Below are 13,227 nucleotides of genomic sequence, written 5' to 3' on the forward strand. Positions count from 1 at the left end.
CGTTCCACAAAGCGAGCGCTTTTCGCCATCCAATGAGCGATCCTTACTCATACAGTGAGATATAATCAAGAAAAAGGGCGGCATGAACCGCCCTGATTAACTCTTTCTATCGGATTGGTGGCGCGTACATAAAGCCGCCTGCATTCCATAGCGCATTAACGCCACGAGAGATTTCTAACGGCGAACCAGTACCGACTGTACGTTCGAAGCTTTCACCATAGTTACCAACTTGTTTGATAACCTGGTAGCCCCAATCGTCGCGGATACCCAACCCTTTGCCTTTAGGGCCATCAACACCGAGGATACGCTTGATGTTTGGATCTGTTGACTTCAGCATTTCATCCGCATTCTTCGAACTAATACCGTATTCTTCAGCGTTAATCATCGCAGACAATGTCCACTTAGCGATGTTAAACCATTGATCATCGCCTTGACGAACGACTGGACCTAGTGGCTCTTTAGAGATGATTTCTGGAAGAACGGCCGCAGAGGACGGATCTTTCAAATTCAAACGTAGTGCATAAAGGCCAGATTGGTCAGTTGTTAATACGTCACAGCGTCCCGCATCAAAACCTTTCGAAGTTTGCGCCGCTGTGTCGAATACCACTGGTTTGTACGCCATGCCTTGGTTGCGGAAATAATCTGCAAGGTTTAGCTCGGTTGTTGTACCTGATTGAACACATACCGACGCACCATCAAGCTCTTTAGCACTTGATATACCAAGTTCCTTCTTCACCATAAAGCCTTGACCGTCGTAGTAGTTCACACCTACGAAGTTTAGGCCCAGTGCAGTGTCACGGTGGAGAGTCCAGGTCGTGTTACGGGAAAGCACATCAATCTCACCAGATTGAAGCGCAGTGAAACGTTCTTTTGCGGTTAGGGGTACATATTTAACTTTCGTTTTATCCCCAAGAACGGCTGCAGCCAGTGCTTGGCAATATTCTACGTCGATACCTTCCCATTCGCCTTTTGAGTTAGGGTTAGAGAAACCAGGTAGACCGGTACTTACGCCACAAGTAAGAAAGCCTTGTTTTGTGACTTTGTCCAGAGTAGTGTCTGCTGCTTGAGCTGATGTTGCCATCATCGCAGTAGAAGCCGCTACGACGGAAGCAAGAACTGTGAGTTTATTTGCCATTTGTATCCTTCCTGTATGATCCATGTTTAATCAGGAGTGACCTGAAATAACGTGTCCAATTCGTTAGAGTTATCGTCCTACGTGATTGATTTTCGAAGAAACGGCATTCGATAGATCAACCAGTTATAAGCGTAGGAAAGGATCTGTTAATTCTCAAATATATAATTTAAATGAAGTTTTGAGAGAACTTACAAAGTGCCTTGAGATTTAGAATGACGAAATGTTAATTGTTTGTAAATAGTGCAATTCATGGACAATTTGGTGCATCAGAACAATCAATAGAAGAGTGAACAATACAAAAGAATAAAAAGTTGTTATTAAAACTGTCATTAGCTGAGCAAGGTGAAGTTCAGTAAAAATTCAAACAAAAATTATTTGTGATACCGAAACAGGGTGATGAGCTTGCCCTATTTTTGGTAGCATGGTCTACAACAGCTAATTAGAGTAATCATGGATTGAAATGCGATATTTTCCTCTGTTCTTAGATTTAATTAATAAACCCGTTCTCGTCGTGGGTGGCGGTGAGGTGGCAAGCCGAAAGGTGGAAGCGTTGCTAAAGGCTGGGGCGGATGTGACTATCGTTTCTCCGACGTTGGTTGATTTTCTGTCTAAGCTTGCTTCTGAGCATCAACTGCGCTGGGTACAACGTTTCTATTCGAGTGACATTGTCACTAAAAGCTTTGTTCAAGTGTGGGCGACGACAGACAATCCTGAGCTAAATCACCAAGTGTACAAAGATGCCAAAGAGCTAGGCATCTTGGTTAACGTTGTGGATGATAAGCCTTATTGTGATTTCATCACGCCGTCTATGATTAATCGTGGCCGCATCCAAATCGCTATCTCTAGTGGTGGAGCTTCGCCAGTTTTAATTCGAAACATCCGTGAAAAACTTGAATCGATACTGCCACAAAACATGGGGTTGATGGCGGATTTTGCTAACTCAAAGCGAAACTCAATTAAAGAGGCGCTGCCTAGTGTCGATTTACGCCGCAAGTTTTGGGAGCAATTCTTCTCGAATCCCGAAGTGGAAAACGCGCGAGATAATCGTGAGTTAGAAGCAATTTACCAAGCGACCATGGCAACACCCTTAGATGAAAAGGGAAGTTGTACTTGGGTTCATGTTGGGAAAGATGTTGAGATGTTGCCAATAAAAGCCGTACGCTATATGCAACAAGCGGAGCTGGCTCTGTACTCAACTCGATGTGAAGCGAATGTGTTAGAACTAATACGAAGAGATGCAGAAAGAGAAGCTTTCTCGAGCGCTGCTGAGCTTTCGGATATGCTGGCCAAGGCTAAAGCTGAAAAGCTTCGAATTTGCGTGTTCATACCACAAGGAACGAGCGAATTCGTATTGCTGCAAGGGCAGGACTTAGTTATCTAGCAATGCCAAATGCTAAAAGTAGATACGTAGTTCGTTACACTAAAGCCAATAAAAAACGCCAGCGGATTATGCGCTGGCGTTTTTATTTACTTCTCAGATTGATTAATCACGGAAGTTGTTAAACTGGAATGGGATACCCATCTCTGCTTCACGAATCGCTGCCATTGTCGCTTGCAGGTCGTCGCGTTTCTTACCGGTAACACGTACTTTGTCGCCTTGAATAGAAGCTTGTACTTTTAACTTTGCGTCTTTGATAAGTTTCACTACTTTTTTCGCCGTTGGAGTATCAATACCTTGGCGGAAAAGCAGAGTTTGGTGCCACTTTTTACCAGTAACGTCTGGGTCTTGTGCATCCATTGCGTTCGCGTCAATGTTACGCTTCGCTAAGTGGCCGCGTAAAATGTCGCGCATTTGCTTAAGTTGGAAGTCACCTTCTGCAGACATTTTTACGTTTTCTTCTACTAGCTCAAAGCTCGCATTTACGTTGCGGAAATCGAAACGAGTAGACAATTCACGGTTAGCGTTATCAACGGCGTTACGTAGTTCAACCGTATCGATTTCAGAAACAATATCAAACGATGGCATGAAGATTCCTTGATTATTTTGTTATAGGGACTTTCGGGACTTAACAGCGCTTGCCAGCATATCTAGCATTGTAGCAGTGTCTTCCCAACCTAGGCATGGATCTGTAATAGACTGACCATACGTTAGGTTATTGATGTCAGTCATTGGCTGATTGCCTTCAAGAATAAAGCTTTCTGCCATGATACCCGCAATACGAGTGCTGCCTGACTTAATTTGGTTACAAATGTCCTGAGCTACGTCGATTTGTTTTCTGTGTTGCTTCTGACAGTTTGCATGGCTGAAATCCACAACCAAACGTTGTGGCAATCCAAACTCAGCTAAAGCATTACATGCTTGTTTGACTGATGCTTCATCAAAGTTAGGGCCTTTTTCTCCACCGCGCAGAATAATATGACCGTAAGGGTTACCACTTGTACGGTAAACCGTCATTCGACCGTTCTTATCTGGCGAGTAGAAGTAATGCGATGCTTTCGATGCGCGAATTGCATCAATTGCAATTTTTACGTTGCCATTTGTGCCATTTTTGAAACCAACTGGGCAAGATAGTGCCGACGCCATTTCACGGTGAATTTGTGATTCCGTTGTGCGAGCACCAATCGCGCCCCAAGTGATCAAATCCGCGATGTATTGGCCGGTGATCATATCAAGAAACTCAGTAGCAGTCGCAAGACCGAGCTTGTTGATATCCAGTAGTAGTTTACGAGCTTTATGAAGACCAGCTTCAAGTGCGTAAGAACCATCTAGGTTAGGGTCCGTAATCAAACCTTTCCAACCAACTACTGTACGAGGCTTTTCAAAGTAAGTACGCATCACGATAAACAGTTCGTCTTTGTACTTGTCTTGGATTTCACTCAGGCGAGTGGCGTAATCAATGGCAGCTTCAGTGTCGTGAACAGAACACGGACCTACAATCGCAAGAAGGCGATCGTCTTCACCCGATAAAATGTTTTCAATCTGACGACGAGATTGAGCGATACGGTCTGCAACGTCATCCGTAATAGGATGTACACTACCTAGCTCTGCTGGGGTAGGCATTGGACCCAAAGGTTGGGTTCTCAATTCATCTGTTTTTATAGGCATGTTATAGCTTTATTCTCTATTGCGAAGGGGTAAAGATAACGGAATTACAGGCAGGAATAAACCGTTTCACGGGAATCTTCGCCAGGAAATACCGAATTGTATACAAAGGTGTAGGTATTCATTTAAATGACTTATGTATAAATGACAAAACTTGATCATTAAATCAATATATATACATTTGAATTTATAACCATTTTATCTATCTCGTTGTAAGGTAATCTAAGTAACTGCGATAAACTTCATACCTTACGGGTGACGCCGTCACTTTATGAGGGTTAAATAACTCGTGAGATCGAGCTTTTGTTAACATTTCTTTGACATCTATTTCTTTCGTTGATTAACTGGTCTGACTAGATTGGTAAGGAGACCAAAATGTTATCAGCTCTACGTCGTGCGAATTTGTATCTAAATCTGTTTGGCTTTTCGAAAGTGCCGCTGATTTGGCTTTGCCACCCTAAAATCATTGCGATAGATAGCAAGCATGTTGAGGTTCGTATCCCATTGCGCAGAAGAACGAAGAACCACCTGAATAGCATGTATTTCGGCGCTTTAGCCGTTGGCGCTGATGTTGCTGGTGGTTTTCTTGCTATGAGTAAAGCGCAAGAAAAGGGAGAAGCGATCTCGCTAGCATTTAAAGGTGTGAAAGCCGAGTTTTTAAAGCGCCCGGAAGCCGATGTGCACTTTGTTTGTAACGATGGTCATGTCATTGATGAGATGCTCGAGCACACCTTGGCAACGGGTGAACGAGTAAATCGTGACGTAAAAATTGTCGCGCTGTGTCCTAACTTACATGGTGACGAGCCAATGGCTGAATTCTCGCTTACTCTTTCGATAAAAAAAGCAGCCCAACAAAGAAAAGAGGCTGCTTAGTGGTTTGTGGCTCGTTTGTTTAAAGGCGTTGGCTTAATTGAGTTCAATCTTCTCGATAGAGACGATTTTGGAGCGATTTAAGACCACTTTCCAGCGGTAATAAACAGGCTCATCGGTGTGGTTGTCCTCTTTGACAATCACATTGAGCAAATGACGTTTCTCTACTGACTCTTTGGTTACTTGACCTTCATTTAAACGATAAACTCGGTTTGAGCTTTTATCCATCAAGCGGATGATAGGGCGTAAACTGATGTTCAATGTTTCTCTCGTTTGTTCGTAACCACTCAAGAAAAGAGAGGTCGCCATTTCGGTTTTCTCGTGATAATGAAGAATCTGCTCTTCACGTTGCACGACGCGTTTTTTACGTATTCTTTGAATCTTATCCGGCAAGCTACTTAAGGTACGATAATCGAGCCACTCCAATTTTTTGCCAACCACTTTTTTCGTCGTTGGATCAACATACTTCTTACGCCATTTTGGCTTGCCTTTACGGATCCATCGCCACATGGCATCGCGTAAATCATCTTTAAAGATTTCTCGTAAAGCGTAAATAAAAGACATCGCAATAATGAATGAGGCAGAAATTTCCCCCAGATAATCGCGAGCGAGAATCACGGTCGAGGTCACGACAACCATAACTAAACCGGTTGCAATGCCTTTGATTGCACGCTTGATGTTGTTACCCATCGATATGGTTTCTTCACGAAGCACGATAGGGTGTTCAATCAATCGCCTTAGCAAGCGCATTTTGTTAGATAAGCGAGTAACGTCTTCAACGACTCTTGATGAGTTGTATTTGTTGAGTTTACGATGGGCTTGCTCTTTCTCACATAGCGTGATCAGACGCTTCTTGATCGTGCCATAGTCGCCTTCACGTGGGAGATGAGCCACCAGTGACAGGAACTTTTGCTCGGTATACCAAGACAGATAGTTATCGATGTTAACGTAGTAGCGTTTTAAGTTCTCTTCATAAGGAATAGAACGCCGCAAGCGCTTTAAAATCTCAAGCGTGAGCTCGATAACTTCGTCCACTTCATCTTCCGTTACGGAGTTGTTCTCATGTTTGTTTAAACTTGCTACCGCTTTGTCTAGCGCGATAACGTATTGGTAAGCGAACAAACTCAAACTTACTCGGTATTGCTGATTCGACAGGCGTCCACGTTTGGCAAGTCGACTGTGTACTAGCGGAAGAAGGATTTCAGTACTGTAATAAGATCGTTGCTGTGTGATTGAGGTGTAATAAAATTCGGATTCACTGATGATATCGGCGTTTAAACCAAGCTCACCAGGTATAAAAAAGTAAATATCTAGGTCGACACTTTTGCTCTTTGCGAGTGCATGACTGATTTTTAATGTTATTGAGTCTTGTTTATCGACGGTGACCAAAGAAAGCTCCTGACTTTGCTAAAGCATTCTTAACTTATGCGTTCCGTTGAGCAGGTAAGTATAAGAGTGCTAAAAGAGTGACTGGGGCATATAGCTGAACGACAACAGCATAACAGAGCACTATGCTTTTCTCTCTGATTTTCTTGTTAGTTTAGGTATAATTCCACGTAAATTTAAAAAGAGACAAAATCAATGATTAAAATTGGTCAAATTAACAGCTTAGAAGTCATTAAAAAGGCTGATTTTGGCGTATTTCTGGATGGCGATGATTACGGTTCTGTTCTACTACCTAGTAAGTATGTACCAGAGGGTACTGAAATTGGTGAGCATGTAGACGTATTTCTGTACTTCGATTCAGAAAGCCAACTTGCTGCGACCATTGAAAGACCAATTGCCCAAGTGGGTGAATGGGGTTTAATGAAGATTGAGGGTGTGAATGCGACAGGTGCTTTTGTAAATTGGGGCATCAAAGAAAAGGACTTACTGATTCCTTTTAGTGAGCAACGCACTCGCTTCTCTGCCGGACAAACCATTTTAGTGTATGTTTATACCGACAAAGCGTCAGGTCGCATTGTTGGTACGACTAAGTTCAATAAATGGTTAGATAAAACTCCAGCGAATTATGAAGTTAACGAACAAGTTGATTTGATCATCGCAGAGCGTAGTCAACTTGGTTATAAAGCTATCGTTAACGGTAAGCATTGGGGCATGATTTTCCCATCGGATGTTTTTGGTAAGCTTTACATCGGTAAAAAGCTGAAAGGCTTTATTAAGCACATTCGTGAAGATGGTAAAATCGACCTTGCTCTACAAAAAGTAGGTGTGGCGAAAATGGACGATCTTTCTAGTAAGATCCTTGACCTGCTAGAGAAGAAAGGCGGATTTTTGCCTTTGAATGACAAGTCGTCTCCTGAAGCGATTTTTGATGCTTTCCGCACAAGTAAAGGGACTTATAAAAAGACCATCGGTGGCTTATACAAGCAGGGTAAAATTGTCATTGAGAAAGACGGTATTCGTCTAGCGTAGTCCAAACTCCCGTATAGCGGATCTACAGCCAAAAAAACGGCCCAAACTTTTCCTTTTTTTGGGCCTAGGGGAAACGGCTCCGCAGAGCCTGCGCTAAACTTGTCCAACAATAATTTTGTTGGTGAACATAGAGAGAAATGCCACATCAAAGCATTACTTTGATACAACTAGTTTAGTACAGCGTGTCCGGATCGCTAGCGAGCCCACTTGCTTTCATACTTACGAATTAAAAAGCCATCGCAAATACGATGGCTTTTCATTTATTTATGGTTCGTTACGTCTTTTAAAATAAGTTCTTATCTCGTACTAATTCGCGAGGAAGACCATTCTTTATTCGGTTGCTTACCCACTTGCCAAGGCCAATAACTGCGCCTTGATAGGTGACAAGCACTTCGCCTTTACCTGTTTTCATTCCCTCAGGAATGGTTTGTGGGCGAACATCACGCCCCATGTACCATTCGCGCGCTTCTTCAATACTGAGTTCAATGGCGTTGCTTTCAGAACCTGTCGCCAGGGCAGTTGCGACTTGGTGTTGCCAACGGTAGCCATTTTTATGGGCTTCCGCGATCTTTATACCCATACGGGAGAAGCGTAATTCGCCGATCATCGCTTCTAAAGCATTAGGGAATAACCAGACATCTTTATCGCGAAGCCATACAGAACTGTCATTTGGAAGTTTAATACCTAACGCGCTTTGGAGTTGTTGAGCAATTTCTGTCGATTCTTTTTTTGATGTTTTGGCAAAGGGGAATTTACCCATGCGCTTTTTGACTTCTGGCGCCTCAACAGCAGCCAGTTTGCGAATTCTTGCAACAAAGAACCCTTCACAGTCGTAGACCTGCGGGAAAATATGCAAAAAGCCCTCTTCAGTTAGAGCCGCATCTGCGTTTTCAAACAAGTTCTCAAGGCTTTCAAACTCTACAGCATCCCCAAAGGTTTCTTTCAAGTGATGACAAACTTGTTGGTTTTCTTCTGTACTGAGCGTACATGTTGAGTAAACCATCACACCACCGGGCTTTAATGCATGGAAGGCGCTTTCAATAAGATCTTTCTGTGTGTCAGCGATGTCGAGTACGGAAGCTTGCGTCCAGTTTTTCATCGCATCTTCGTCTTTGCGAACGGTGCCTTCTCCAGAGCAAGGCGCGTCGAGCAAAACCGCATCAAATTGTTCTGGTAGCCAACCGCCAAAAACGCGCCCATCGAAGTTACTTAGTGCGGCGTTACGTACCCCACAACGTTCTACATTAGCGTGCAGTACTTTTACACGACTTGCGGCGTATTCATTGGCCACAAGTACACCTTTGTTGTTCATTAAAGCTGCAATTTGAGTGGTTTTTGAGCCTGGAGCGGCTGCGGTATCTAACACGGCATCGTAAGATTCATCATTCATAAACAGAGCAGATACCGGCATCATCGAACTGGCTTCTTGAATGTAGAATAAGCCAGACATGTGTTCTGCTGTGTTGCCTAATGGTACAACTGACTCGTCCGCTTCAATCCAAAACCCCGTGTCACACCAAGGCACAGGAGAAAGCTTCCAGCCTTTTGTTTCTGCTCGTTCTAAAAACGCTTCAACGCTGATCTTCAACGTATTAACTCGAATACTTTTGCGCAGTGGCTTTTGGCAAGACGCGATAAAGTCTTCCATATTGAGGTGAGCAGGAAGGATCGTTTGGATTTTTTCCAGAAACGCGTCTGGGATGTAAACATTAGGATGCAATGTGGGATCTCGTTTGCAGAATTTGTGGCAAATAATATACGAAAGAGAAGCAGAAACGAATAGTGACAAGGGCCGAGCAATAAAAAAGAGCAGCAATTACTGCTCTTTTAAAGTGATCAAACTTCAATTGTACGTGAATTGAGCTTTATTCTACGGCTTAGGAATCGCTGTACGCCATTGAGTCCAACCTTCTTCAGCTTGTGGATACAAAAAGAAAGATTGCCCACTCTTTGCCGCTGGTGGAATAGTCGATTGCTCTGGCGTTGAAAACGCAATTCCTCCGCGAACTAAACTATCAAAGGTTCCCGCTTTGATGTTAGCGCCAGTAAGCCCGATGGAAACATCTACTCCTGAAACATTCCAGAACACACTGTTTTGACGAACGAGGTAAGCATATTCAGGCTGTATTTTGATAGTCGTGACGATGCGATCAGCAAATTCTCCTAGGCTTACGTCGGTCACTTGGCCAACTTCCATCTGGCGGTAAAGAATAGGTGTACCGACTTGTACTGAGCCTCTTTGTTCACTTTGTAACGTAAACATGATTCCATGCACGCGTTCTGAACTATTTTCTAACTGAAAATCAAATTTGGCTTTACCTTTACCTGGTTCAACACTGATGGATTTCGACACCAACGCTCCGAGGTTTTTAACGCCACCTAAACCAATTTCTGGTTCAGTTAGCCAAAAATGTGAGCCTTCAACTGCAATGTTTTCTACGTATTCAGGTAGGATCCTTGCAGTGACTTCAACCATGTTACGACGAAAATTCGGTACAACCAGAGTGATTTCACCAACTTTAACACCTTGATATTCAATCGGCATTCCTTTAGCAATCTCTTGCGAACCGTCGGTTTCTAAAGCAATGACGCGCCCAAACTTGCGAGCGGTTTTTTGATCAGAATACAGCTTCCAGTTTTCTCCGATTTTGTTTTCAACGCCTGGTACGGAGTCAAAAGCGATGCCACCTTCGATTAACGATTTTAAAGGGTGCGCTTTCACACTGACTCCGGCTAATGATGCATCTATCTCAATCCCTGAACGATTCCAAAAAACGGTTTGTGGCGTTACAAGATAAGCGAAGCGGTTTTCGATAGTAGCCTTAATTAGTACTCCGCCATCAACTAGCTGGAAATCGGAGACGTTACCAACTGGAAGATTACGATAGAGTAGAGGGCTGCCTTTGGAAATCGGCGGCAATTCAGAAGCAAATAGTGTTAGAGCCCTAGAGCCACTTTGATTGTACTGCGCCAATTCAGCCAATGATTCATTTTGGAACAGTTGATACTCTTTTTGAATATCCTGCTTGCCTTCGCTCACAAAACTAATTGACCCGGTTAACAACTGCTTTGCTGGAGGAACGGTAACGCTGAGCCCGGATTCAGTTAACTCTGCTGATGCACTGCCGGTTACATAAAAACGATTGTTTGATTTGATCAGATGTTTGTATTCATGGTCAATCAATACATCCATAAATACTTCGTGTTGTGATTTTTTATCTTCCTTAACTAGGCCCACTTTGATGATTGAACCAACAACGATGCCTTTATAAAGTACATTGGCACCGCTATCTAGGCCAAACGAATTGTCGGACACCAACCGAATCGCGATGGACTTTTCTTGCTGTTGGTTAAACACGTTTTTACGAATGGCAGTAAAGCGGCGAGAGCGTTCACCCGCGCCCGGCACGATCGTTAAGAAGTTCCCTCGCACTAAATTAGCAATGTTTTCTACACCAGAGAGGGACACTTTTGCTTCTTCTAAGACAAATCGAGTACCTGTCGTCAGCATGTCACTAAAAGCGGGTTGAATTGCCGCTGACGCCAATATCACTTCTCGGCCTTCGGAAAGGCTCAAGTCCGTAACTTGGCCAATTTCGATTCCGCGATACATAATTGGAGCGCCTTCTCCGCTGATCTTGCTGTCATCAGGTAGGACGATTTTAACCGCGATGCCTCGACCAGCAGTTTTCAAATCTTTATACAAACGGAACTCGGTGTTCTCTTCTACAGGCTCACCATCATCCGGAGAGTCGACGGCGATGGCGCCACCTAGTAAGGCACTCATGCTTTCTAGTCTTACATCGACACCTTCAAAACCGATGCTGGCACCAATTCCACTGACGTTCCAGAATCGACTGCGGTTGTTAATGATATGTCGGTATTGATCCTGAATGTTGGCCTGAATAGTGATAGATTTTGCATCTTCATCTAGCTGGTAACTGTACACTTCACCGATTGGGATTTTCTTATAAACAATTTGAGAGCCAACCGATACACCACCTAAATCACGGCTTTTGAGCTTAATATTCAAACCTTGAGAAACGCGTAAATCTGTTGGAGCAGAGTCTAACGCATGGAATGTTGTCTCAAACTCTTGACCATCTCCGGGTTGAATCGAGATGTAGTTACCTGAGACGAGCGCATCCAGTCCGGAAACTCCCGTTAGGCTAGCTGTTGGTTTTACTAACCAAAAGCGTGTTTTATCGTTCAGTAACTTTGCAGCTTCAGGATAGATATCAGCATCGACATAAATACTGCCGAGATCTTCGGTGAGGTTAATGTCTCTTACCATGCCGACTTCTAATCCTTGGTAACGGATAGTGGTTCGGCCGGCGACAAGACCAGCGGCATCAGAAAAATAGATTTGCACTCGTTGTCCTGCATCGTGTATTGACTTCACTACAAGCCAGCCAGCTAAGACCATGGTCAAAATTGGCAACAGCCAAAGAGGAGATATGCCTTTACTCCGCTTTACATCTGGTACGTATGACGTTTGAGAACTGTTCTGATCACTCATTCATTGACTCTTTTTCTGATTGTTTTGGGCTTGTTTGGTCCCAGATTAGCCTTGGATCAATACTTTCTGCTGCAAGCATGGTCAACACTACGACAACACCAAATGCTACCGCGCCATATCCTGGTGTGAAATCCAGTATCTGACCACGATCGACTAAAGTCATCATGATAGAAATAACAAACAAATCCATCACAGACCATTTACCGATCCATTTAACAACAAAGTAAACCATCATTCGTTGTCTCTTAAACACCGAACGTTTGAATTGGATGCAAAGCATGATGTAGGCGAGCCCAAGTATTTTAATCACCGGGACAACGATACTGGCAACAAAAATGATCGCAGCGATTCCATACATGCCGCTTTTTACCAAACCAGCCACGCCTGAAAAAATAGTGTCCTCCAAACGCTTACCATTGGTAAGCAAGATGGAAATAGGGATCAGGTTAGCGGGGAAGATGGCGACCGTTGCTGCGATGAGGTAAGCCCATGTTTTCTGAATGGAGTTTGGCTTGCGATGATATAACTCGTGATGACAACGTTGGCAATGGTGGCCTTCAGGCTGGGACAAGTGGCATTCATGGCAATGCACATCTTTATGCTCAAAAGCATATAAACTTTCTGGTTTCCAAGCTTCCCAATAACGACGCACGCTGATTCTTGAAACTAACAAAACGGTAAATATCTGCAAAAGAACCAGACCAATTAACCCTGGGCCGACGAAAATGTCGGAATAATCTTGGAGTTTAAAACAGGAAATGGCGATGCTCACTAAGAACACATCTAACATAACCCAATGCTTCAAATGTTGAATTAGCCACAGTGAGATACGAAGCCCACGGAACCATCGTTGATGTAAAGAAATATGCGCCGTTACCACTGAAACACAAACCGTCAGTGGCGCTAGAGAGCTACAAAATAGAATGAGCAATGAAAGAAGAACAAATCCTTCTTCCATCAATGTGAGCATCCCTGAAGGCAGGGTTGCCGGAATCATCACACCAAAGAGTCGGATGCTAATAAAGTTAAAAAAGTGCGATGGAATAAATAGTAGGATGCAGGTTATCGCGACGGCTAGATTACCAGAGAGGCTAGGGCTACCTCCGCGATATAATTGTGTACCACAACGAGGGCAGTGTGCATTTTTGCCATGGGGTAAGTCGACGATGTCGACAGGCAATTCACAACCTTGGCACAAACGTACGTTATTGGGTTGCATGGCGTGCTTAGACAGAGAGGTCATAA

10 protein-coding genes are annotated in these 13,227 nt (G+C 43.6%); 3 read left to right on the forward strand and 7 right to left on the reverse strand.

Annotation, left to right across the window (positions count from 1 at the left end; all coding sequences use genetic code 11):
• Positions 1-106: 106 nt before the first annotated feature.
• Positions 107-1,135, reverse strand: a complete 1,029-nt coding sequence (locus tag R7P35_RS09320) for an amino acid ABC transporter substrate-binding protein (RefSeq protein ID WP_005377403.1) — start codon at positions 1,133-1,135, stop codon at positions 107-109.
• A 460-nt stretch (positions 1,136-1,595) separates the two neighbouring features.
• Between R7P35_RS09320 and R7P35_RS09325 the strand changes: the two genes are divergently transcribed.
• A complete protein-coding gene (locus R7P35_RS09325; RefSeq protein ID WP_005390199.1) occupies positions 1,596-2,516 on the forward strand; it encodes a bifunctional precorrin-2 dehydrogenase/sirohydrochlorin ferrochelatase in 921 nt (306 codons plus the stop codon).
• 102 nt (positions 2,517-2,618) lie between these two features.
• Here R7P35_RS09325 and R7P35_RS09330 read toward each other — a convergent pair whose 3' ends face one another.
• Both R7P35_RS09330 and R7P35_RS09335 read right to left on the reverse strand, forming a co-directional pair.
• Positions 2,619-3,101 carry a YajQ family cyclic di-GMP-binding protein gene (locus R7P35_RS09330; RefSeq protein WP_213904915.1) on the reverse strand — a complete coding sequence of 161 codons (483 nt, stop codon included), beginning with the start codon at positions 3,099-3,101 and terminating at the stop codon, positions 2,619-2,621.
• 21 nt (positions 3,102-3,122) lie between these two features.
• Positions 3,123-4,181: a 3-deoxy-7-phosphoheptulonate synthase gene (locus R7P35_RS09335; RefSeq protein WP_064368433.1), complete on the reverse strand. Its 1,059-nt coding sequence runs from the start codon at positions 4,179-4,181 to the stop codon at positions 3,123-3,125.
• Between the two features lie 372 nt (positions 4,182-4,553).
• Between R7P35_RS09335 and R7P35_RS09340 the strand changes: the two genes are divergently transcribed.
• Positions 4,554-5,051: a DUF4442 domain-containing protein gene (locus tag R7P35_RS09340; RefSeq protein ID WP_005377418.1), complete on the forward strand. Its 498-nt coding sequence runs from the start codon at positions 4,554-4,556 to the stop codon at positions 5,049-5,051.
• A 33-nt stretch (positions 5,052-5,084) separates the two neighbouring features.
• Here R7P35_RS09340 and R7P35_RS09345 read toward each other — a convergent pair whose 3' ends face one another.
• Entirely contained in the window at positions 5,085-6,437 is a 1,353-nt protein-coding gene (locus R7P35_RS09345; protein WP_005377421.1) for a hypothetical protein, read from the reverse strand.
• Positions 6,438-6,629: 192 nt separating this feature from the next.
• On the opposite strand from R7P35_RS09345, the gene R7P35_RS09350 reads away from it, so the two are divergent.
• The gene (locus R7P35_RS09350; RefSeq protein WP_017633794.1) at positions 6,630-7,463 is read left to right on the forward strand and encodes a S1 RNA-binding domain-containing protein; all 834 of its coding nucleotides are present in this window, start codon (positions 6,630-6,632) and stop codon (positions 7,461-7,463) included.
• Between the two features lie 283 nt (positions 7,464-7,746).
• Here the strand turns inward: R7P35_RS09350 and rsmF are convergent, their stop codons facing one another.
• From rsmF to R7P35_RS09365, 3 genes are all read right to left on the reverse strand, one after another.
• Positions 7,747-9,183, reverse strand: a complete 1,437-nt coding sequence (gene rsmF / locus R7P35_RS09355; RefSeq protein WP_213904916.1) for a 16S rRNA (cytosine(1407)-C(5))-methyltransferase RsmF — start codon at positions 9,181-9,183, stop codon at positions 7,747-7,749.
• Positions 9,184-9,333: 150 nt separating this feature from the next.
• Complete coding sequence (locus R7P35_RS09360; protein WP_017634276.1) at positions 9,334-11,982, reverse strand: MlaD family protein; 2,649 nt, start codon at positions 11,980-11,982, stop codon at positions 9,334-9,336.
• Positions 11,975-13,225, reverse strand: coding sequence for a paraquat-inducible protein A (locus tag R7P35_RS09365; protein WP_025766611.1), 1,251 nt, complete (start codon positions 13,223-13,225; stop codon positions 11,975-11,977). Before R7P35_RS09365 ends, R7P35_RS09360 begins: the two co-directional genes overlap by 8 nt.
• Positions 13,226-13,227: the final 2 nt, after the last annotated feature.

Origin of the sequence: Vibrio sp. Vb0304 (assembly GCF_033338995.1) — a bacterium.
Classification (GTDB): domain Bacteria; phylum Pseudomonadota; class Gammaproteobacteria; order Enterobacterales; family Vibrionaceae; genus Vibrio; species Vibrio alginolyticus.